The following is a 21,450-nucleotide window of genomic DNA, read 5'->3' as shown; positions in this document are numbered from 1 at the left end:
CCAGGCCGTAACCGTCCTGGACTCCAGGCGTCCGGACCCCATCACGGAGGAGGACATCCCCCGGGTTGCCGGAGCTCCCTTCGGACGCGGAGCGTCCGCGGCTGCTGGGTGAAGCGCACGTCAGCGCGTTGCTGAACACTCCTGCGATGCAGGCCACTCTGGCAAGCATCGCCGAGCGAGTCGCGCCCGATCTGTCTCCCTTGGAGGCAGCTCTGCACAAGGCGTTCAGCGAGATCCAGGTTGGTGGCGATTGGCGGGGCCGGCTTGCAGAGATCCCGCGAGACCTGCCAATCGAAGTGTCTGACGACGAGGAGTAGACGTCCTATCGGCGACCCCCTCCCCCGACGCCCGTACCACGGATGAAGCTGCGCCCCCACCAGGAGGCTGCGGCCGTCGGACGGGCGCTGCGCTACACCGAAGGCCGGATCTTTCTGGCGGCTCGGAGATCTCGAACGCGCGAGCGAGGCGCGGCTCAGCCGCAGAACTACCGGGCACTGGCCTGAGGCACCGGGCGTGATTGGGGAGGGCGGATGGGGTTCACCGCGGTCCACGCCGACTGGGGGCGGCTGGATGCGTCGTTGGACGATCTCGGGTGCGGCCGTGCCTGGGAGGACGTCCACCGGGTCAAGGGGCTGCAGCTGGCGTGCCCGGAGTGTGGGGGCCGGGTGTTCGCGCGGGTCTCATCACGCCATGCCCGGCACTTCTACCACCAGGAGCGTCCGCGCGAGTGCGAGCTGGCGAACGAGTCCCCGGAGCACCACCTGCTGAAGCTGGAGCTGGCCATGGCCACCCGGGCGGCGGGGTGGAGGGCAGAGCTGGAGGTCAGCAGCGAGACGGGGAACTGGCGTGCCGACGTGCTGGTCTTCGATGAGCAGGACCGTGCGTTCATGGCCCTGGAAGCGCAGCTGTCGCCGATGACGCCACAGGATGCGCGGATGCGGACGGACCGCTATGCGCGCGACGGTGTCGGGGTGTGCTGGGTCGGGCTGCAGGGGCGGCCGTGGCAGCGGGCCGTCCTTCTCTGCGGGTGGAGTACCCCGAAGAACGCGGGGCCGGCTGGTCGGTGCGGCACGGTCTGGCGCGCTATACCTGGGTCCCGTGCACGCTGGCTGGGAAGGCGGGCTGGACCCACATCACCTGCCTGCTCGGCGATGCGATCCGGTGGATCTGCCAGGGGCGTGTGCACCCCCACACCGGACCGGGCGGGACGGTGTGGTGGACGGCCCCCGCGTACGTGGAACTGGCGGCCGCCCGCGCACGGCTGGAGGCGGATGCCGATGCCGCCGCGCGTGCCCGGGCCGCCGGGCAGGCCCGCCGGTCTGCCGCCGCGCACGCCGCTGCCGCCGAACGGCGTCTGCAGGAGGCGCTGCTGCAAGCACAGGAGCGGCGGACCGAGCAGGAACGTCTGGCCGTGTTCCTCGAACACGCCGGGATAGATGCCGGGGTGTGGCCCGCCTTCGCTCGGCTCGTCCGCACCGTCTCCGGCAAGACGGTCGAGTACGGCGGCCAGAGTCCCGCGCACGGCAACGGGCTGCTCGTCTACAGCAGGCCCCACCCGGGCCGGGAGTTCCGGCTCGCCGGTGTGGTGTGCCCCGATCCTGAAGCACTCACCCGGTGGCCGGCAGAGCTGACGATCCTGGTACCCAGCCAAACCTGGCTCGCCCGCATCCAGGCCGCCGCCCGCAGCCCGCTGAAAGTCGCAGTGCTGAACCCGAGCACCAAGCACTGCACCTTCCTGCGCATCCGACCCCAGCCCCCGGCCTGCCCGCAAACGCAGGCACGTCCTGTAAACCGCACCTGATGCACCTCACGTTCATCGGGATGCGGTCCTTCGAAGCTTGCTCAGCCCTCTCGATCTTCCGGTGGGCGAAGACGACGTGGACTGCCTCACCGCCCGGGTATCTCGTCGAGCGACCGGGCGGTGAGAGAGTGGTCGCATGTGCGGCCGATACGTCTCCACCCGGCGCCCGCAGGACCTGGCGCAGCTGTTCCACGCCGACGAGTGGCCAGCCACCGAGGCGCTCGCACCGAACTGGAACGTCGCCCCGACCAACGACGTCTGGGCGGTCCTGGAGCGCACCCCGCGCGACGACGACGGGGCAGCGCCCGCACGGGAGTTGCGGCCGCTGCGCTGGGGTCTGGTGCCGTCCTGGGCGAAGGAGCCGAAGATCGGCGCGCGGATGATCAACGCCCGGGTGGAGACCGTGCACGAGAAACCGGTCTTCCGCCGCGCGTTCGTCAAGCGCCGCTGCCTGCTCCCCGCGGACGGCTTCTACGAGTGGCAGCCGGGCACGGACCCGGCCACCGGCAAAGCACGCAAGCAGCCCTACTTCATCCACCCCGAAGACGACCAGGTCATGGCGCTCGCCGGTCTGTACGAGTACTGGCGCGACCCGGCCGTCTCCCAGGACGACGACCCGGCCGCCTGGCTGATGACCTGCACCATCACAGAACGTGGCTGGAGCAACGGAACTGCCCGCGGGGAGGACTGGAGCGACGGCTATACCGAAACCGTGCTGCTCGACGACCCCGCGCGTGGCGAGAAATGGGCGCTGTTGTCGCCGCTGGCGTTGTGGACGGACGTCATGGTCGAAGCCGAGCGGTTGGGCTTCGATCTGGACGAGCAACGCGCCGAGGCGTCCGAAGGCTGATGCCTGTGCCGGGGCCGGGGCGGCGTAGACGGCTTGTGCGATGTGCGGGCCTCCACTGGGCCCCGGGGCCGCCCGACGAAACGGACTGGCCTGGATGATTTCCGCTCACGGGAGGAAGCCGAGACTTTGGAGACGGTGGTGTACTCACCGGCGCGCAGCAACCCGGCGCTCGGCCAGCGCTCCCGAGTCATCCGCCAGCGGGAGCTGACTTTGGCCAGTGCTTCGCAACCTCATCAGCCCGACCATCAAGCGTCCCTGAGGGACGCATTCCCGGGCGGTGACCCGCCAATGATCCCAACGCCACTCCCCCGGTGCCATCACGGGACACCAGACCGCAGCAGCCGCCCCCTGAAGATCACTGCTCCGTCACAGATGGGACCCGGTCGCAGCCCGGGCGGGGTCCAGGACAGCCGCAGGCGGCTGAGGTAGCCGTAGAGGCCAGACAAATCTGCCCACTGCCGTACGGCCGGTGAACCACCTGGTGGCCGTACAACTCTTCCCACGACCAGCTGAGTCAGCTTGGCTCTGGAAAAAGCAGTCATCGGGGCTCACGGCAGGCCCGGCAGCCTCGGCACGCAACAGCGCGTCGTCGAGGAGTGCGATGAAGCGTCGCTGCCGCCCGCTGTTTATATGCGGGTGGTGACGATTGGAGCCGGTGTCACCTCTCGGGGCTGGCGCTGCGAAGATCCGCTGGGCATCACCGGGGCGCGCCCCTGGCCTACGGGCTTATCCGAAGTCGTGAGCGTCGATCTCACCGACGGGCAGGGCCTGGCAACGCCGGGGACTGGCTGGTCGTCTCGACGACCTACTGAGGGACACTGCCGGCCATGGGCGGGCCCGGGCCGGCACCACCCTGTTATCCGCGATCCAACGTCACCCTGAACAGTCGAAAATCAATAAGAGTGCACCACAATCAATTCAATCATCGAGATGCCGGATTCTATCCGCGAATGCCAGACTGAAGGTGTCGCTTCCTTCACCTTAAAGGGGGTTCCCTCCTAAAGCTTGACGGTAAAACTAAGGCATCCTAGATAGGGATATTCTCCAGCTTTCAACTTAGTCAGAGGCAGTGCCGTGCGTAGCAAGGGTGCTGGCCTCGGAACTCACGACACCCAGCGATGCCGTCCATGAGCTACCGGTGACTCTGCACGATGCTCTAGAGCCTGTCACTGCGGCGGCGCGTGCCACGCTTGATCAATTGCGTAAGGCCGGTCCGGACGAGGTAGCGGTCGAGTTCGGTGTTGATCTCGCCGTTGAGGCTGGGGCCGTGATCACCAAGGGCCAAGCTGGTTGCCACCTGAAGGTGACCTTGTCGTGAATGGACGAAGCCGGTCATCCCTCGCCCACGTGAGAGGCGGGACTGAGCCGTGAAGAGCACTGAGGTGCCGGACGGCAGCATCGTTCCGGACCTGCCGACCGCTGTGGCACAGATTCTCGGACCGACCGGGAAGGCGGTCGGAGCCGGATTCCTGGTTGCCGAAGGCGTCCTGGTCACGTGTGCGCATGTCATCCAGGCTGCAGGAGGCAGGCCGGGTGGAAAAGTGCGCGTGGCCTTCCCGCATGTGGGAGGCACGCGCCCGGTCATGGGCCATATCTCGGAGGATCAGTGGCGTGCTACTGAGGCCGAAGATGTGGCCGTTGTGCGGCTGATCGGTGCCCCGGCGGGCATGGGGGTGTTGCCGTTGGGCTCGGCGGTGGGTTGCCGGGGCCATCACGTGCGTTCGTTTGGGTTTCCCGCCCAGGCTCGGCCCGAGGGACACTTTGGCTTCGGTGTGGCCGGCGATCTATTGCCGGCAGGGCCCGGGGGCGGGGGCATGCTTGTTCAGTTGACTTCCGCCAACGACCTCACGACTGGGTTCAGCGGCGGGCCCGTCCTTGATGAGGCGACTGGTCTCGTCATTGGCATGCTGACTGAGATTGCTGCCCCCGATGCCTACGAGCGTGGGCAGGGGATCGCCTACGTCACCCCCGCAGAGGTATTGCGGGAAGTGCTGCCCGGGCTGACTGTGCGGGAGATGTGCCCTTACCGGGGTCTGGAGCCGTTCACTGCGCAACAGGCGCGCTGGTTCGAAGGCCGCAAGGACGCCGTGCGGCAGGTCGTTGCGAACCTGGCGGGACAGCGGCGGCTGACGCTGCTGCTCGGGCCGTCCGGCTCAGGCAAGTCGTCTCTCATCCAGGCCGGCGTGCTGCGCGCGCTGGCCGCGGGCGCGTTGCCGGGCAGTGACCAATGGCTGCCCGTCCTCGCTCGTCCTAGGCAGAACCTGCTCGCTGAAGCCGAGCACGCTGGACTTTTCGGGGCCAGCACCGACGGGATTGCCAAAGCGGTGACCCGCACGCTGGCAGCCAGCCCCGGCTGCCAGCGTGTCCTGCTGGTCATCGATCAGTTCGAAGAGCTCTTCACCCAGCCTTTCAACGGCCGGCAGCGAGGCGTTCGGGCCGCAGCGGACGAGATCATCAAGGCGGTCGGCTCCGACGCCGCGGTGAGCGTGATCCTAGTGATGCGGGACGACTTTTACCCCCAGCTGGCGGCTCTGGCGCCCAGGCTGCTGCAAGCGGCAACGCCGGGGCTTCTCAATGTGCCCGGTACCCTGAGCCATCAGGACCTGCACGACATCATCACCCTCCCAGCCCAAGACGTGGGGCTTCACTTTCAACCAGGGCTGCCGGAGCAGATCGTCACCGACGTGCTCGCCGTCACCCCCGAGGCAGCCGCGTGCCGCCAAGCGCCCGTCACCGTACTGCCCTTGCTCGAACTGACGCTCAGCCAGCTATGGCTTCGGCGACAGGACGGATACCTCACCCATGCGGCCTACCGTCGCCTCGGAGCGGTTAGCGGAAGCCTGACCACTTGGTGCGACACCGCCCTCAAGAACCTGTCCACCGAGCAACGGAACATCGCCCGGAGGATTTTGACCTCTTTGGTGCACCCCGCCGACCCCGGTCGCAGCGTTCCCGCTGTGCGTGCACAGGTCCCCCTCAACGAACTACGCGACTTGGCCGCCGTCCCCGGCGATACACCAGACGGAGGCCAAGCCGTCGATGAGGTCATCGCCGCCTTGACACTCCACCGGATCATTACCACTCAGACGCTCCGTCCCTCTCGAGGCGGTTCTGATGCCGTTCCGGGAGAGCCGGTGGCCGAGCTAGTACACGATGCGCTGATCCGTGACTGGGGTGCATTGCGCGAGTGGGTTGCACAAGACCATCGCTTCCAGGACTGGCTGGACAACACCCGTGAGCGGCGGACTCGTTGGGCTGCCACATCCGACGCGGGGGACCTGCTCGGCGGAAGCGCACTTGCGGAGGGCCTCGAATGGTCACGGAAGCGTCGGCTGCCGGGCGACATCGCGGCCTTCCTCGCTGCCAGTAAGCAGCGCCAACAGGCTGCTATCCGGCGTAGCAGGCGCCTTAATACCGTCCTTGCTTCTCTGCTGGCACTCGCGCTCATTGCCGCAGGGAGTGCCCTGTGGCAATGGCGGACGGCCGATGCAGAACGACGAGCCAGCCTCTCCCGGCAGCTCTCCGCGGAGTCAAACACGCTCATCGAAAGGAATCCCGATCTGGCCTCGTTGCTGGCTGTCCACGCATACCGCGCGAGCCCTACTCCGGAGGCCGTGGCAAGTCTGCAGAACGCCGCCGTGCTTTCTTCTCCATTGCACCGGCGGCTGGTCGTTCACACGCGTGAGGTGTTTTCAGTGGCATTCAGCCCTGACGGTCATACGCTTGCCACCGGCAGCGTTGACCGCACTGCACGGCTGCGGGACGTAGCCACCGGTAGAATCCGCGCCGTCTTCGCCGGCCACCAAGGTCCCGTGTGGTCGGTGGCGTTCAGCCCCGACGGACGCACAATCGCCACCGCCAGTGCCGACCACACCGTACGGCTGTGGGATGTAGCCACCGGCAAAACCCGCACCATCCTCACCGGCCACCACGACTTGGTGAGCTGGGTTACGTTCAGCCCCGACGGACGCGCACTCGCCACCGCCGGCAAAGACCACACCGCCCGCCTTTGGGACGTAGCAACGGGCAAAACTCGCGCCATCCTCACCGGTCACCACGACTGGGTGTATTCGGCGGCGTTCAGCCCCGACGGACGCACAGTCGCCACCGCCAGTGCCGACCACACCGTACGGGTGTGGGATGTAGCCACCGGCAAAACCCGCACCATCCTCACCGGCCACACGGACGCGGTTTGGGCCGTCAAGTTCAGTCCCGACGGACGCACACTCGCCACTGGCAGCTCTGATCGGACAGTCCGGTTGTGGAACCTGGCCACCAGCAAGACTCGCACCATCCTCACTGGCCACACGGATCAAGCGTGGGCGCTCGCTTTCAGCCCCGACGGACGCAGCCTCGCGAGCGCCAGTGCCGACCACACCGTCCGGTTGTGGGACCTAGCCACAGCCAAGACGCGCATCGTCCTCACCGGCCACACGGGCGCGGTAGAGGCTGTGGCCTTCGGCCCCGGCGGACGCACCCTCGCCACCGCCAGCGACGACAAGACCGTGCGCCTGTGGGACCTGGCCACACCGGCCTCCAAGACTCGCATCGCCCTGACAGGTCACACGGGCCCGGTCGGGTCGCTAGCCTTCAGCCCTGACGGACGCACGCTCGCCACCGCCAGCGACGACAAGACCGCCCGATTGTGGAAGGTGGCCACCGGCAAGACCCGAACCGTCCTCACCGGCCACACGGACGCGGTTTGGGCCGTCAAGTTCAGTCCCGACGGACGCACACTTGCCACCGGCAGCGTCGACGGAACGGTACGGCTGTGGGACCCAGCCACCGGCAAGACCCGCGCTGTCCTTCACGGCCACACTGACACGGTGAACTCCTTGGCGTTCAGCCCTGACGGACACACCCTCGCCACCGGCAGCGACGACGAGACCGTACGCCTCTGGGACGTCGTCACAGGCCGCCTTCGCAAGACACTCGTCGTCAACCAAGAGGCCGGCTTCTCCGCGCTCGCGGTGGCGTTCAGCCCGGACGGGCACACCCTCGCCATCGGCTTGAACGACAACACCGTCCGACTGTTGGACGTGACAACAGGCAAGTCCCGCAACGTCCTCACCGGCCACACCGACATAGTGCGCTCCTTGGCGTTCAGCCCTGACGGACACACCCTCGCCACCGGCAGCGACGACGAGACCGTACGCCTGTGGAACCTAGCCAACGGCAAGGCCCGCATCGTCCTCACCGGCCACACAGGCGCGGTAGAGGCCGTGGCGTTCAGCCCTGACGGACACACTCTCGCCACCGGCGGCGCGGACAACACCGCACGGCTATGGGACGTAGCTACAGGGAGGCCCCTCACCACGTTCGCCGGCCACACGGACTGGGTGCTGGCCGTGGCGTTCAGCCCCGACAACGGGACTCTCGCCACCGGCAGTTCCGACCAAACTGTTCGCCTTTGGGACTCGGTCCTGCTCAAGCCCGACGCAGCAATCCGCACCATCTGCCGAAATGTGAACCGCGGTCTCACTGCGGACGAACAAGCGGTCTACCTGCCCGGCCAATCCGTACGTCCCGCATGCCAAGCAAGTTGACCTGCCGACGGCCCAGCATCACCGGCCAGAACGCATCCAACTAAAACCGGCTGACGCACCCCGGGGCCCAGCGGGCCAGCCCGCGCCGCGGCCGACCAGGTGGCGGCGGCTGGTCCCAGTGCGCCGCCGTGCTGCTCGGACTACACCACAGCGGGGCCGGCGCCGCGGGGGCGTCCAGGGTGATAGAGGAGACCGCCTCCGGAGGACGCGGCGGTCATGACATGAAGCCTCGAACAAGGCCGGCCGCGCACGCCCTGTTCGCGGCGATCTCCGGCACACAGGCCGATGCCCGATACCGCGGACCCGAAGCTCGCAGGGCTCTCCCGCTTCCACGACCTCCAGTAGAGACAGGGAGATGCCGTCGTGCGAGGGTAGTCCGATGCCGCGCCGGCAAGCACCGGTGAGGGGGCTCCGGTCCGAGGTAGCGGTCTTCCGAGAGCATGCCTCCTAGGTGCATCGGCGTCGTCCCGCTCTACGTCTTCGCGGCTGTCCTGCTGCCCGCCTTCCAAGGGCACCAGTATCCCGCGTCCCACCGACACCGATCCCGCATCAGCGTCGAGTCATGTCCAGGCGTTCTCACTCAACATGTAGGACGCTCACCAAAGGTGCGGTAGGCCTGCTCACGGGCACATGGCCCCTTCGAAAAAGCAGTCTCATTCAAGACGCTGCGCCGCAGGGGGGACCCCACAACATCAGTGAGACCTCACAGGTGAGGAAGCCGAGAGCGACCGAAGCGACCGACTGTCGGTGCCGGCCCGGGAACTGCTGAGGTTCAGCACGCCGCGTGACCCTACGCAGCTGGCGGCGTTCATCAACCTGCGGGTCCTCAACCCCGAACACCAGCACTGGCGACTCGGCATCGAAGCCGCCACCGTCTACAACCGGCTCCACGGCCACCTGAAAGTGCCGTTCACCTACCGCGTCCCCGAGTGCGGGGACCAGGAGGCGGAACCCGAGGGGTGGCCAGCCGTCCTCGCCTCCTTCCCACTGGGGCAATGGATCGCGGACGCGAGGCGCTTCTACACCCGCGGCGACATGGACGCCGACCGCACCGTGCAGCTGGAGCGCCTCGGCATGGTCTGGTCACACTTCGATGTCGCGTGGGAGGAGGGCCTGGCCGCCGCCCGTGGGTGGGCGGCGGAACACGGGCATCTCCTGGCACCGACGGACGCCACCTACAAGGGTTACCGCGTAGGGCTGTTTCTGAAGAACGCGCGGGCGGCCGCACGACGAGCGCAGGACATCGAGCAGCGGCGTGCCGAAGGCCTGCCGGTGGGCTCGGCGGCCAGCGCGCTTGCGGAGGAGCGGCGCGAGCAGCTGGAGGACATCGACCCAGCCTGGTGCCCCACCTGGCCCGTGGAATGGCAACGCGCCTTCCACCTCACCCAACAACATCTGGAAGCTGGCGGCGAGCTGCCCACCAAGCCGGGCGACATCGTGCACCAGGGCGAGGACCTCGGACGATGGGTACGCTCCGTTCGCCTCGGCTGGGACAACCTCACCGGCGCCCAGCAATGGCTGTGCGAACACATCCTCGGCATCCAACCCGCCACCGACAACGAGAAGCCCAAGCCCCCCATGAATCAGGCCGACAAGTGGGCGATGCACTTCGCTGCCGCCCGGCAGTACTACCAGCGCGAAGGACACCTCCAGGTGCCCAGAAAACACGTCGAGACCATCGTCCTCGGCGGCGAGGGGGATGACAGCCAGGACCAGGAGCAGCGGGAGCTCCGGCTGGGGGCATGGATCAGCAACCAGAGATCCAGAGCCGCCACGCTCACGCCCGAGCGCGTCGAGCACCTCTCCACCATCGGCATGCGCTGGACGTAACCCAGACGTACGCAGTACCCGCGACGTCCCCGGAGCGTATGCGTGGCGTACATTCGCGTACGCGTACATGGCCGTCATCAGTGCCCGGGCCGGGCGACGGTAGATACGGCCCGCCCGGATCGGCTGCCGGCCGTCTGCACCAACTGGCGGGCGGTAACGCGGGATCACGGCTTGAGTGGTGGCGGATCGTGGGCCGGGACGCGGCGATCTTCCCGGAGGCGGTGGCCGTGGCGCAGGCGCTGCTGGAGCCGGCGGGATGCACCGGCTGGGCGAGCGGCTGGGCCGCACCTGGCTGGGACCGGGCCATGGCCGAGGTGCGCTGTCGTTCGTCGAGGTGCATCCAGACTGCGGTCAGCAGGATGAGATCGAAGCGGCGTTCTTGTCCGAGTCAGCTCGGGGAGCTCGGGAAGCGCGTCATCGACCCATTCGATCCCCTGGCCGGCATGGAGTCGTTGGCCCAGCGCGCGCAGCTCGGCGGTGGGTTCGGCGGCGACGACCCGGTGTCCCCGGGCGGCCAACGCCGCCGCGTCACGCCCGCTGCCCGCCCCGACATCCAGCACGGAGCTCGGCCGGGAGGGGAACAGGTGAAGCACCTCGCGGTGTACCTCGTTGAAGGTCACGCTCTCGTACTGCTCGGCAAGAGCCTCCGCTGCCTCGCCGTATCCGGCGGTACTGGCCATGGCGTGCAACTGGTCGCTACCTGTCTCGCTGATCATGACGAGGCACCCTACGTCTGCTCCGGCTTGGTCACCACGATGAAGATCACTGCTCGCGAAGGATGTGCTTGCGATCGCGCTGATCGGAAGTCCGTCACCAAGGGGCGCACGTCACCCTCTCGGGTCCCCGCTGAAAAGAGCTCAGTAGTAGTGGCGACGGCCGCCGACGGCGTGACCGAGGAGGCCGGCGCCCCACAGGATGAGGCCGATGACGGCGAGGACGATGCTGGTGGTCCACATCTCGGCAACGAAGCTGATGATGAGCAGGATGACGCCGACGATGATGGTGACTCGTCGTCGATGCGGGGTGCTGCGGCTCGGTGGTTCGTCAGACGGCCTTGACGACGGTGCCGGCGCCTTCGAGCGCGGCGACCTCGTCGTCGGGTGCGGTCGTGTCGGTGACAAGGGTGTGCAGAAGCGTGGCGGGGCCGACGTGGGCATAGGCGGTGCGGCCGAGTTTGCCGCCATCTGCGACGACGATGACGCGGCGGGCTGAGGCGATGCCCGCCTTCTTCACCGCCGCGTCGTCGAGGTCGAAGGCGGTCAGGCCCTCGGCCGCGTTCAAGCCGCAGCAGCCGATGACCGCGGTATCGAAGCGCAGCGCGGCCAAGGAAGTGAGGGTGAGGGGGCCGGTCAGGGCTCCTTCGGCGGCGCGGGGCCGTCCGCCGGGCACCATCAGCACGGCCTGGCCAGGGGGGTCGCTGAGGGCGTGGATGGCCTGAAGCGACAGAGGCATCACGGTGACCGGCCGCTCGCGCAGGAGGCGAGCGACCTCCAGGCAGGTGGTGCCGCTGTCCAACAGGACGCTCTCGCCGTCGGCGATGAGCGCGGACACCTCGGCGGCGATTCGACGCTTGGCGTCGACGGCCTCGCGGGCACGCAGCGCGAACGGCGGCTCCTCGCCGCGCAGCAACAGGGTCCGGGCGCCACCGCGGAAACGTTCGAGCACGCCCTGGCCGGCGAGAACGTCCAAGTCACGCCGGATGGTCATCTCCGATGCGCCGGTCAGCGCGGCGAGGCCTCGGACGGTGATCTGGCCCGACTCCCTGACGGCCTGCGCGATCACGGAGTGACGGTGTGCGTTGCTCATACCCGTGATTGAACACCATCGACTAGCGAACATAAAGGGTGTTCCAAATGGAGCTTTTGAACAGAAAGAATGTTCGCTAGGGCCCGTCCACGTGGGCCGCGTTCGTGGGCTGGGCACTATTCGGTCTGGGCGTGGCGGGCTGCATCCCCCAGCTGTTCAGCGCGACCGGCCGCGCCGACCCCGCCGCGGCCGGCGCGAACGTCTCCCGGGTCGCCGGGCTCGGCTACCTCGGCATGCTCGCCGGGCCCGCCCGTGATCGGCTGGCTGACCCACCTCACCGCACTGAACCACACTTTCCTGCTGCTGACCCTGCTCTGCGCGACCACCGCCATGACCGCGGGCGTCCTGCGCACCGGCTCCGGCGCCACGCCCGAGCCGGCACCCGAGCTGGCGTCCAGCAAACATTGACCGCCTGCGCGGCACCACGATGCCGCACAGGCGCCCCACCCCACCCAGCCCGCGACACCACCCCGGATCAGGGAGCCCCGCCATGTCCACCGACCGACGCATCGTGCTGTTCGACCTCTTCGGGGTCATCGCCTGCCACCAACGCCCCGGCGCCCTGGGACAGATGGCCGCCCGCTGCGGCGCACCCGCCGACGCCTTCGCCGACGCCTACTGGGCCTACCGCCCGGCCCACGACGCCGCCCAACAGACCGCGGCCGCGTACTGGACCACCGTCCTGAAACGGCTGTCACGCCCCATCGACGCGGACACGATCGAGGCACTGCGGCTCGCCGACATCGACAGCTGGTCCCGGGTCGACGATCGCATGGTCACCTACGCGCAGGGCCTGCGGGACCGCGCCGAGGTCGCACTGCTGTCCAACATCCCCTCCGACCACGCGGACGCCTTTTTCGCCGCCCAGCCCTGGCTGCGGCACCTCAACCTCGTCGCTTTCTCCGGGAAGACCAAGGCGGCGAAGCCGGACTCGGCGGCGTTCCACCACTGCGTTACCGGCCTGCGGGCCGCCCCATCCGACTTCCTCTTCATCGACGACCGCGAGGACAACGTGCGCGCAGCCCAGGCTCTCGGCATGACCGCACACCTCTTCACCCACCTCGACGAGCTGACAGCGACCATCGACACCTGGCTGCCTCCTCATCGAGGACCGGTTGGCCATCGTCCGGGTGACCGGCAGGGAGGCCCCGTCTTGCAGGTGCACGGCAGCGGAGAGGCGCCCTTCTGAGCAGGGTGGCGGGGCGCCCCCCGCGGGGCGCCCCCCCCCCCGCCCGGGGGGGGGGGGGGGGGGGGCGCACCCCCCCCCCCCCCCCCCCCCCCCCCCCCACCCAAACCCCCCGGGGGGGGGGCCGCGCCGCCCGCCGCCGCCCCCCCCCCCCCCCCCCCCCCCCCCCCCCCCCCCCGCCACCCTGCCGTCGAAGCGGCGGGCTGCGGGAGCGCTACCCGCCACCCCCGGCCGGCCCGCGCCCGCTACCGATCGCGGCACTTCGTACCAGGCGGAGGTGTCAAGGCCGACCCGGACGATGCGGCCGAGGTGGGCGCTGAGCGCGGTGATCAGGTCCGGCAGTTCGGCCAGGACGTGCTTGGAGCGGGGCCACCAGGCTCCGTCGAACATCCCGTCCCGCGACATCGTCGGTGCCAGCACCAGGCGCTGCAACTGCGGTACACCGGGCACGGACCACGGCCCGGGAGAGGCAGGGCTGGGGAGGGGGACGGCATTGTTTTGGGCCGCCCGTCCGGTCCGCGAGGGACTGCCATACCCAGGGCGACACCAACGCGAATGCCGGTATACCTCCTGTACCAAGGACGTCTCTCGCGTGTGCACCGGCACCGCCCCCCGTGCCATGGCCGCCCTGCGGAACTCGCCATCGGAGCCCCCGATCTATCCTTTCATATGCGTGGCACGCAGGATTTGCGACATTGGCGCTGACTGGAGTTCCGTGAAGGGCCAGGTCATCGGCCGGAAATGCAGGATCGTTTCCTGCGGGATGACGCTCTGCGCCGTCAGTCCGTGGCCTGCTCGCCGCAGAACACCGTCTTGATGAGCCGGTCGAGGGCCTTCGGGATCTCCTGTGCCGGGTCGGTCTCGGCGTCGCCGGTGGTGAGTCCGGCGGTGAGGGTCTTGCTGCCGTCCGGCGTGCTGATCATCAGTGCTCCGTAGCCCCCCGGGGCGCCTCCGTTGTGGTGGACGATGGTGACGCCGGTGTCCGGGCCCAGGTCCTGGACGAACAGGCCCAGGCCGTAGCCGAGCATTCCGTGCGGCGTGCGCATCTCGGCCAGCAGCGGGGCGGGCAGCAGCTTGCCTCCCAGCAGTGCGGAGAAGAAGGTGTGGAGGTCCCGGGTGGTTGAGATCAGGTCTCCGGCGCCGACGAGGATCGAGAGGTTCTGGCGGGTGACGTCGACGACCTTCCACTGGTCGGCGTCCTGGTAGCGGTAGTAGCCGTGGGCGTGCGGCTCGGGGAGCTCCGGCGAGCTTCCCGGCACCACGGTGTCCCGCAGCCCGAGCGGCCGCAGGATGCGCCGCTCCATCTCCTCGGCGTACGAGTGGTCGCCGGCCTTCTCGATCAGCAGCACGGCCAGCGTGTAGTTGGTGTTGGAGTAGCTCTGGTCGGTACCCGGCTCGAACCGTGCGGGCTTGGACAGCGCGAACCGTACGAGTTCCTCCGGCCGGTAGGTGTGGAACCGGTTGTCCACCCACGGCTTGCCCACCGCGGGCAGCCCCGGCACGAACGTGCCCTCGGAGTCGAGATCGCCGGTGTAACTGGGCAACCCGCTGGTGTGCTGCAGCAGCATCCGTACGGTGATCCGCTGGTTCAGCCCCAACTCGGGCAGGTGGTCGGCCACCGGGGCGTCCAATTCGATCCTGCCATCTGCCACCAGGTGCAGCACCAGGGCCGCGACGAAGGTCTTGGTGGAGCTGCCCACCCAGAACCGTCCGTCCGTTGACGGCTTGGCGGTCTCACCCAGCTTGCGCACCCCGGCGCTGCCGATCCACTCGCCCTGCTCGTCATTCACCCGCATCTGCATCCCGGCGAATCCGGCATCGACGAACACCTCGATGGCCTTCTGCAGTTCCGGGCGCTTCTGCCCAGCGCTGTTCTCGGCGGTCTCGACGGTGCGCAGGGACTCGCTCATGGTCGTTCCTTCTGTTCGGGTTGACGGGGCCATCAGAGTGGGTGGTGTTCAGAGGCTGCGGGCGGTGATGTCGCCGTAGGCGGTGGTCGCGTGGATGGCGAGGTCGGCGATGCCTTCGGTGTTCCTGAGTGAGTTGTGGATGCGGCCGTGGGTGGTGCCGGCATCCAGGGAGGCGGAGACTCCGGGGGCGGCGCAGACCGACACGTCGCCAGCCTCGGTGCGCAGTTCGAGCGTGCCGCTCATGGCCTCGGCGATGCGGATGCCGCCCTTTCGGGTGCTGATCACGGCGGAGCGGCTGAGGCGGCCGACCGAGATGTCTCCGACCTGGAGGGTGAGGCGGGCACCGGTGGCCTCGTCGATCTCGACCGAGCCCTGAGCGCTCTCGAACGTGATGTCACCGAGCCGTCCGACGGTCCGGAGCCCGGCTCTGGCCACCTTCGCCTCGACACGGGAGCCGGCGGGCAGCCGGACGGTCACCTCGACGGCTCCGGTGTTGCCGATGAGCTGGCTCTTCGGGAGTGCGGCCTCGACCCACAGGAGGCCGTCGGTGTAGCCGATCCGGGTCTGCTCGGCGGCCGTCACGTCGCGGTTCTTCGAGGCGTCCGCGGGCAGGACCTCGACCGTGGTGTCGGCCCGGTCGGCGGCCACGATGTGGACGTTCCCCGCGGGTACGTCGAGGACGATGGAGATCGGGGCTGGGGTGTCGAAATTCTGCATCTTGCTCTTCTCGCTCTTGTTCTCTTGTTGGGCGGTGGGTCAGATTCCTGCGGGCGGCACCCATTCGGTGAGCTGGACGACCACCCCGTTGGGGTCGACCAGTCGCACCACCAGCTCGCCCCAGGGCTGCTGGCACAGAGTCACGGATAGGCCGACTACGTCGTTCCGCAGCCGCTCGTACTCGGCCGCGGCACCGGTGACCCCAAGTGACACGACCACGTCGGTGGGCCCTTGGTCGGGCCCGTGCTGCTCGACGTCGCGCCGCGCAAAGACGAGGCCGACGGCCGCGTCGTCACGCGCGAGCTCCACGAAGTCCTCGTCGACCAGGACTTCGCGGAAGCCCAGGTGGGCGGTGAAGAACTCGCTGGAGGCGGCGGGATCGGTGACCGTCAGGGACACCGAGGAGGACACGACGTTCATCGCTGCGTCCCTCCTTCTTGCTTGATCCGTGGGACGGATCAAGCTTGGGGCGCGGCGGTACGGGGAACAACGACGGCTATCGCAAGGGTCGTTAACCCCTCGGTTTACGGTGGGTCACAGCTGGAGCGTGTGGAGGTGGCGCACGGTCTCGGCGAGGGCCCGGATGGCGTCGCTCTCGGTCTCGGCGCGCCACACCAGGCCGAAGCTCAGCGGTCGTAGGTCGCTGAAGGAGCAGTGCTCGGAACCTGCGGATCAGCAGGGGAGGACGTACCTTCCCTGGTGATCGATCGAAAGGTCACCGAGCAAGGCCGGCGTAGGCGCGTCGGCCCGGAGGGCACGTCCGTGCTCACCGTAGTCAACACCGACGGCACCCCCGCCGGCCGGGCGTCGCTGCTGGACGAGATCGTCCGGGAGGGCGCCCGGCGGATGCTCGCCGCCGGGCTGGAGGCCGAGGTCAACTCCTACATAGCCGAGTTATCCGACCGGCGGGACCGGGACGGCCGGCGTCTGGTGGTGCGCAACGGCTACCACCAGCCGCGGAAGGTCACCACCGCCGCCGAATCGGTTCGAAGTGAAGGCCCCGCGGGTGAATGACAAGAGGGTCGACGAGGCCACCGGGGAGCGCGAGAGGTTCTCCTCCCCGATCCTGACGTCCTGGTGCCGCAGGTCACCGAAGATCGCTGCTCTACCTGCACGGCCTGTCCACCGGCGACTTCGTGCCCGCGCTGGAGCAGTTCCTCGGCTCGGCCGCCGGTCTGTCGCCGGCCACCGTCACGCGGCTGACCGCCCAGTGGCGGGCCGACCACCGGGCGTTCCAAGAGCGCGACCTGTCCGGCACCGACTACGTCTACGTGTGGGGGGACGGCACCAAGGAACTGGTCGCCATGGCCGACGGCCACCACGAATCGTCCGAGGCCTGGGCCAGCCTGCTGCGGGACTGCGCCCACCGCGGCATGCGCGCCCCGGTCCTGGCCGTGGGCGATGGTGCGCTCGGCTTCTGGAAGGCTCTGCGCGAGGTCTTCCCCGCCACCCGCGAGCAGAGGTGCTGGGTCCGCGAAATCGTCAACGTCCTCGACGCCCTGGCCAAGTCCGCGCAGCCGGCCGCGAAGAAGGCCCTGAGGAGACATACAACGTCGAGGACCGCGAGCACGCCGAGCAGGCCATCACTACCTTCGCCAGGCTCTCCGGGACGAAGTTCCCGAAGGCCGTCAAGAAGATCACCGAGACCAGAAGAGCTGCTGGCTTTCTACGACGTCCCGGACGAGCACTGGATCCATCTGCGGACCACCAATTCCATCGAGTCGACCTTCGCCACCGTCCGGTTACGGACCAAGGTCACCAAGGGAGCGGGCAGCAGGGCGGCCGCTCTGGCCATGGTGTTCGAACTGGTCGAGTCCGCCCAGCACCGGTGGCGCGCGGTGAACGCACCCCGTCTCGTCGCACTCGTCTGCGCCGGCGCCTGCTTCGAGCGCGGCATACTCGTCGCACGTCCCAACCAGGAGGCAGCGTGATCACCCTCGAGCCTGAAACCATCCGCACCGACCGGCTGGACTTACTTCCCCTGCAGGTCGAGCACGCCGACGAGATGGCCGCGGTGCTGTCGGACCCCGGCCTGCACACCTTCATCGGCGGCACCCCGGACACCGCGCAGGACCTGCGCGCCCGCTACGAACGTCTGGTGGCCGGCTCACCGAGCCCCGGCGAATCCTGGTGCAACTGGGTCATCCGACTCCGTGACGCCTCCTGCCTGGCCGGCTATGTCCAAGCGACGGTCACCGCCGACGACCGCGGAGCCGCTGCAGAGATCGCCTGGGTGACAGGCAGCCCCTGGCAACGACGCGGCATCGCCACCGAAGCCACCGGAGGGCTCGTCGCCTGGCTCCGACAGTGCCCGGTGCACACACTCATCGCCCACATCCACCCGGACCACCAGGCATCCGCCGCCGTCGCCACCGCAGCCGGCTTCACCCCCACCAACCAGTCGCACGACGGAGAGACCAGATGGCAGCTGACGATCAGCTGACTACGCACATCCACAGGCCTTGACGATTACTTTCGCTGAAGGGCAGCCAGAGGATGTCCAGGCAGCCCCAGTAGCGGGTGAGTGATGTGGGAGGGATTGACTTTGACCACCTCGCCGGCGCTGACGATCGTGTAGATCTCGTCCGGCGCGGTGACCATGGGCCCGCGCTCGATCGTGCGCCCGGCGGGGGGTGCGGGTCCGAAGCTGTCGGCCCAGTAGTCGGGTACCTGTGGCGAGTTGGTGTGTTGGACGTCGGCGAGCATCTCCACGAAGACGGAGGTGCGGGCGCCCAGTTCGTGGACCAGGGCAACGGCCGGCATTCGCGGGTCGGTGAACAACACCGGGCCCACGGTGACGTCGTCCTCCCGCACGGGCAGCCAGGCGACCAGGACGTCGATGCCCCGCGCCGCAGCCCGACGAAGGGTTCGTTGAAGGGTGCGTGGCGGATCGACAGTTCCCACTGCGGATGCCGTGAGCGGAACGTCTGCGAGTAGAGCCGCAGATCGTAGGCGTTTCTGGGGATCACGCCGACGCTCAGCCGGCCGCTGACTCCGCGGGCGGCCATCCGCGCGCGTTCCGGGGACCGTGCAGGCCCGCGTAGACCGGCCGCAGGTCATCGCGCAGCTGTCGGCCGACTTTGGTCATGCGCACGCTGCGGCTGGTGCGGTCGAACAGCTGGGCGCCGATCCGCCGCTCCGGGCCGTGATCGCCTGGCTTACCCAGGCGGGGGACACGTGCAGCCGCTCCGCGAACGGCCGAAGTGCAGTTCCTCGGCCAGCACCAGGAAGATCTCGATGCCACGCACTTCCACAGCCAACCCCCCTGGCGAAGCCCCGACGACCCGGCTGTCGCGCACCGCGGAAGCCTCTCGCGCCCTCAGCCGGGCAGGAGCCCCAGGTCGCTCACGACGCGAGCGAAGGCACGGATCATCTCGTTCTCGGACTCGGTCCGCCACACCAGCGAGTACGCCAGCGGCTCCAGCCCCTTGACCGGCAGGTAGGCGATGTCCGGACGCGGGTAGTAGCGGGCCATGTGCGCTGGAAAGAGGGCGACCGCCTCCCTCATGCCCACCAGCATGAAGATCTCCTCGGCGATGTTCACAATGGCGCCCCGGTCGATGAACCGACCATGTGGTGTGTGCTCCGGGACGTAGTGGTCCCTCCAGTGGTCGGGCGCCGGGCGGGTGGACACGTGCTGGAAGTCGCTCGCCTCCTCCAGGGTGACCGAGGACCACCGCGCGAGCGGATGCTCAAGGTCTACGGCCAGCGTTCTCGGCTCGGAGAAGAGCGTGGGACCCACGGTCAGGTCGGGTTCCTGGACGGCAGGCCAGGTGACCAGGATGTCGGCCTCCCCGTTGCGCAGTTGGGCGAAGGGGTCGGCGTAGGTCGACATGCGCAGCCGCAGCTCCCACTGCGGGTGCCGGGCACGAAAGGTCTCGAAGTAGCGGCGCAGCTCCTGGATGTTGACGGGGAACAGGCTCACCCGGAGCGTGCCCGTCTTTCCCCGGGCGGCCAGCCGTGCACGCTCCAGACTCTGCGTCAGACCGTGGTGCACGAGGCGCAGATCATCCCGCAGTTGCTCACCGAGAAGCGTCAGCCGGACATTGCGGCTGTCCCGGGCGAACAGCTCCGCACCGATGGAGCGCTCCTGCTTCTTGATCGCCTGACTGACCCGCGCCGTGGAAACGTGCAACCGCTCCGCGGCCCGGCCGAAGTGCAGTTCCTCGGCCAGAGTCAGAAAGATCTCGATGTCGCGCAGCTCCACGTACCCCCACTTTCCCCGTACCGCCCACGCAACGGGCACCGCGACCGTATATCAGACCAGTCTCGCAAGGACCAACGGACACCGAGTCGGCGAGCGTCACCGACTGCGGCCGGACCGCCCTCCGGCCTGGCGTACCTTGCTCCGGCACTCGCTCAGTCGCACCGTGGGTGTACTAGGGTCTGTTGCGAAAGTGGATCAAGGTCGTGAAATGATCACTTGCCGTGGGGCGTGGTGACCTGACGCATGGCCAGTGGGTTCGGCTTGTTCGCAAAAGGGGGATCTGCAGAAGGAGCCTCCTGGTGGCGTCGACGCCGAGCCTACGGCTCTCGCGCGAACCGCGCGTACCTGCGCAGACGAGGTCTGGTGCGCCGTGGCGGGATCTCCCCGAGCGGTACGGGCCGTGGGCGGCGCCCCAGACGACGACCGGAGCGGCGAGCGTCAGCGACAGCCACTGCCAGATTCTCCTGGTCCGCCACCGTATGCCGTCGATCAGCTGCCGACGGGTCCACGTCAGCCACCCGACCCGCCCTGATCGGCTCACCTGGGACTCCCCAGCCGCCGCGTTCGCAGAGAAGCTGCCCGAGACGGCAGCCGAGCTGTACATGAACGACGCCTCGGATGAGGACCTGGCGAAGGCTGAGAAGCTCCCCGCGTCGTCGATCGACGCTTCTACCTAGAGGCCGCGGCCGGGGTGACCAGCTTCATCCTCGCCGGACGCTTCCTGGCGACCACTTCCCCACCGCCGAAGAGGCCCAGATCGCCGCCTCGAGGTGGGCGCCTGGCCAGATCATCGACAGCGAGGAGCTCGGCTGCGCCTGAGCCGGATGATGGCGGCGGAACTGCCCGCTGGACCGGCCGGGTTCTTCCCCATGCCCACGCCACCCGGCTCTGTCATGCCTTCCGGGCCGGCGAGTGTGGGAGAAGCCGCGCTGGCCATGGCCGCAGGCACGCAGTCCATGCCGGCGGCGATGCCGGTGGAGCGGCTCCGTTCCCTGATCACCCAGCTCGTGCGGGCATCGCAGCGGATCCGCAAGGACCACCGGCAGCTGACCGACACCGAGCGGGACCTGTTCAACGACGCCCTGCGACAGGCCCATGGCACTCGGGAGTACAAGGAACTCGTGGACTCCCACAAGGACATGAGCCAACGACACCACGGAACCATGCCCGGGATGCCGCCGGAGTCCATCCAGCGGTTCCTGCCCTGGCACCGCGCCTACGGCCTCAAGTTCGAGGACCTGCTGCGCACCGTCCACCCCGCCGTCACGGTTCCCTACTGGGACTACGCCGATGACCACGCCCGTCCCGACTGGGTGTGGCAACCCTCCGGCGTGAACCGTCCGACGCCCGGTATCAGGCCGAACGGAAATCCGACGTCGGCCCTTCCGACCCAGTCGACCATCGACGGCCTCCTGCAGCGCCCCACCTTCACGGCTTTCACCTACGGACGCGTGATGGGCGGCAGCATCAGAATCGATGGCGTGGAAATGACCGCCCACAACGGCGCTGTCACGTTGTTGGGTGGGTAGGTGCTGATGGCACGTCGTGGCGTGGTGGAGCCCGGTTCCGGGCTGTGGTCAGACCGCGGTGGCGAACC

20 protein-coding genes and 3 pseudogenes are annotated in these 21,450 nt (G+C 68.5%); 14 read left to right on the top strand and 9 right to left on the bottom strand.

Going from position 1 to position 21,450, the window contains the following annotated elements; translation table 11 throughout:
* Positions 1–146 precede the first annotated feature (146 nt).
* The 7 genes and pseudogenes from ACIGYR_RS37005 to ACIGYR_RS36975 all read left to right on the top strand — a co-directional run bounded on the left by ACIGYR_RS37005 (position 147) and on the right by ACIGYR_RS36975 (position 10,027).
* The gene (locus tag ACIGYR_RS37005) at positions 147–317 is read left to right on the top strand and encodes a hypothetical protein (RefSeq protein WP_399608075.1); all 171 of its coding nucleotides are present in this window, start codon (positions 147–149) and stop codon (positions 315–317) included.
* Between the two features lie 213 nt (positions 318–530).
* A pseudogene (locus tag ACIGYR_RS37000) lies at positions 531–923 on the top strand (competence protein CoiA family protein); the annotation flags it as partial.
* Positions 924–1,027: 104 nt separating this feature from the next.
* On the top strand, positions 1,028–1,801 hold the full coding sequence (locus ACIGYR_RS36995) for a hypothetical protein (protein ID WP_399608121.1): 774 nt from the start codon (positions 1,028–1,030) through the stop codon (positions 1,799–1,801).
* A 136-nt stretch (positions 1,802–1,937) separates the two neighbouring features.
* The gene (locus ACIGYR_RS36990) at positions 1,938–2,651 is read left to right on the top strand and encodes an SOS response-associated peptidase (RefSeq protein WP_399608077.1); all 714 of its coding nucleotides are present in this window, start codon (positions 1,938–1,940) and stop codon (positions 2,649–2,651) included.
* A 1,138-nt stretch (positions 2,652–3,789) separates the two neighbouring features.
* Positions 3,790–3,969, top strand: coding sequence for a CU044_2847 family protein (locus tag ACIGYR_RS36985; protein ID WP_399608080.1), 180 nt, complete (start codon positions 3,790–3,792; stop codon positions 3,967–3,969).
* Positions 3,970–4,018: 49 nt separating this feature from the next.
* Positions 4,019–8,197, top strand: a complete 4,179-nt coding sequence (locus ACIGYR_RS36980) for a trypsin-like peptidase domain-containing protein (protein WP_399608083.1) — start codon at positions 4,019–4,021, stop codon at positions 8,195–8,197.
* A 747-nt stretch (positions 8,198–8,944) separates the two neighbouring features.
* Positions 8,945–10,027, top strand: coding sequence for a helicase associated domain-containing protein (locus ACIGYR_RS36975; RefSeq protein ID WP_399608085.1), 1,083 nt, complete (start codon positions 8,945–8,947; stop codon positions 10,025–10,027).
* A 164-nt stretch (positions 10,028–10,191) separates the two neighbouring features.
* Here the strand turns inward: ACIGYR_RS36975 and ACIGYR_RS36970 are convergent, their stop codons facing one another.
* The 3 genes from ACIGYR_RS36970 to ACIGYR_RS36960 all read right to left on the bottom strand — a co-directional run bounded on the left by ACIGYR_RS36970 (position 10,192) and on the right by ACIGYR_RS36960 (position 11,833).
* The gene (locus ACIGYR_RS36970; protein ID WP_399608087.1) at positions 10,192–10,743 is read right to left on the bottom strand and encodes a class I SAM-dependent methyltransferase; all 552 of its coding nucleotides are present in this window, start codon (positions 10,741–10,743) and stop codon (positions 10,192–10,194) included.
* A gap of 141 nt (positions 10,744–10,884) precedes the next feature.
* Positions 10,885–10,983 (bottom strand): DUF6131 family protein, encoded by a 99-nt coding sequence (locus tag ACIGYR_RS36965; RefSeq protein WP_399608089.1) that lies wholly within the window; start codon positions 10,981–10,983, stop codon positions 10,885–10,887.
* 88 nt (positions 10,984–11,071) lie between these two features.
* Positions 11,072–11,833 carry a DeoR/GlpR family DNA-binding transcription regulator gene (locus ACIGYR_RS36960; protein WP_399608092.1) on the bottom strand — a complete coding sequence of 254 codons (762 nt, stop codon included), beginning with the start codon at positions 11,831–11,833 and terminating at the stop codon, positions 11,072–11,074.
* Between the two features lie 83 nt (positions 11,834–11,916).
* Here ACIGYR_RS36960 and ACIGYR_RS36955 point away from each other — a divergent pair.
* Positions 11,917–12,241: pseudogene (locus ACIGYR_RS36955) on the top strand (MFS transporter); the annotation flags it as partial.
* 82 nt (positions 12,242–12,323) lie between these two features.
* Positions 12,324–13,022 (top strand): HAD family hydrolase, encoded by a 699-nt coding sequence (locus tag ACIGYR_RS36950; RefSeq protein ID WP_399608095.1) that lies wholly within the window; start codon positions 12,324–12,326, stop codon positions 13,020–13,022.
* A gap of 240 nt (positions 13,023–13,262) precedes the next feature.
* Here ACIGYR_RS36950 and ACIGYR_RS36945 read toward each other — a convergent pair.
* The 4 genes and pseudogenes from ACIGYR_RS36945 to ACIGYR_RS36930 form a co-directional block, all read right to left on the bottom strand.
* Positions 13,263–13,640 (bottom strand): annotated as a pseudogene (locus ACIGYR_RS36945) (DUF5994 family protein); the annotation flags it as partial.
* 158 nt (positions 13,641–13,798) lie between these two features.
* A complete protein-coding gene (locus ACIGYR_RS36940; RefSeq protein WP_356943612.1) occupies positions 13,799–14,929 on the bottom strand; it encodes a serine hydrolase domain-containing protein in 1,131 nt (376 codons plus the stop codon).
* Positions 14,930–14,977: 48 nt separating this feature from the next.
* On the bottom strand, positions 14,978–15,646 hold the full coding sequence (locus tag ACIGYR_RS36935; protein ID WP_399608098.1) for a DUF4097 family beta strand repeat-containing protein: 669 nt from the start codon (positions 15,644–15,646) through the stop codon (positions 14,978–14,980).
* A 39-nt stretch (positions 15,647–15,685) separates the two neighbouring features.
* A complete protein-coding gene (locus tag ACIGYR_RS36930) occupies positions 15,686–16,066 on the bottom strand; it encodes a VOC family protein (RefSeq protein WP_356943614.1) in 381 nt (126 codons plus the stop codon).
* Between the two features lie 279 nt (positions 16,067–16,345).
* Here ACIGYR_RS36930 and ACIGYR_RS36925 point away from each other — a divergent pair, with 279 nt between their 5' ends.
* The 3 genes from ACIGYR_RS36925 to ACIGYR_RS36915 all read left to right on the top strand — a co-directional run bounded on the left by ACIGYR_RS36925 (position 16,346) and on the right by ACIGYR_RS36915 (position 18,089).
* The gene (locus ACIGYR_RS36925) at positions 16,346–16,660 is read left to right on the top strand and encodes a hypothetical protein (RefSeq protein ID WP_356943615.1); all 315 of its coding nucleotides are present in this window, start codon (positions 16,346–16,348) and stop codon (positions 16,658–16,660) included.
* 122 nt (positions 16,661–16,782) lie between these two features.
* Positions 16,783–17,577 carry a transposase gene (locus ACIGYR_RS36920; RefSeq protein ID WP_399608103.1) on the top strand — a complete coding sequence of 265 codons (795 nt, stop codon included), beginning with the start codon at positions 16,783–16,785 and terminating at the stop codon, positions 17,575–17,577.
* Positions 17,574–18,089: a GNAT family N-acetyltransferase gene (locus tag ACIGYR_RS36915; protein ID WP_399608105.1), complete on the top strand. Its 516-nt coding sequence runs from the start codon at positions 17,574–17,576 to the stop codon at positions 18,087–18,089. Before ACIGYR_RS36920 ends, ACIGYR_RS36915 begins: the two co-directional genes overlap by 4 nt.
* Before the next feature lie 26 nt (positions 18,090–18,115).
* On the opposite strand, the gene ACIGYR_RS36910 is transcribed toward ACIGYR_RS36915, so the two are convergent.
* Both ACIGYR_RS36910 and ACIGYR_RS36905 read right to left on the bottom strand, forming a co-directional pair.
* On the bottom strand, positions 18,116–18,550 hold the full coding sequence (locus ACIGYR_RS36910; protein ID WP_399608107.1) for a hypothetical protein: 435 nt from the start codon (positions 18,548–18,550) through the stop codon (positions 18,116–18,118).
* Between the two features lie 415 nt (positions 18,551–18,965).
* Positions 18,966–19,892 (bottom strand): LysR family transcriptional regulator, encoded by a 927-nt coding sequence (locus tag ACIGYR_RS36905; RefSeq protein ID WP_399608110.1) that lies wholly within the window; start codon positions 19,890–19,892, stop codon positions 18,966–18,968.
* Positions 19,893–20,152: 260 nt separating this feature from the next.
* Between ACIGYR_RS36905 and ACIGYR_RS36900 the strand changes: the two genes are divergently transcribed.
* Together ACIGYR_RS36900 and ACIGYR_RS36895 are read left to right on the top strand one after the other, a co-directional pair.
* Positions 20,153–20,530 (top strand): hypothetical protein, encoded by a 378-nt coding sequence (locus ACIGYR_RS36900; RefSeq protein ID WP_400014443.1) that lies wholly within the window; start codon positions 20,153–20,155, stop codon positions 20,528–20,530.
* Between the two features lie 258 nt (positions 20,531–20,788).
* Positions 20,789–21,382: a tyrosinase family protein gene (locus tag ACIGYR_RS36895; protein ID WP_399608111.1), complete on the top strand. Its 594-nt coding sequence runs from the start codon at positions 20,789–20,791 to the stop codon at positions 21,380–21,382.
* Positions 21,383–21,450: the final 68 nt, after the last annotated feature.

This window comes from Streptomyces sp. NPDC053076 (assembly GCF_044546845.1).
In the GTDB taxonomy this organism is placed as follows: Bacteria; Actinomycetota; Actinomycetes; order Streptomycetales; family Streptomycetaceae; genus Streptomyces.
The sequence above is the reverse complement of the archived record's forward strand: the minus strand, read 5'-3'. Positions and strand labels throughout refer to the sequence as shown.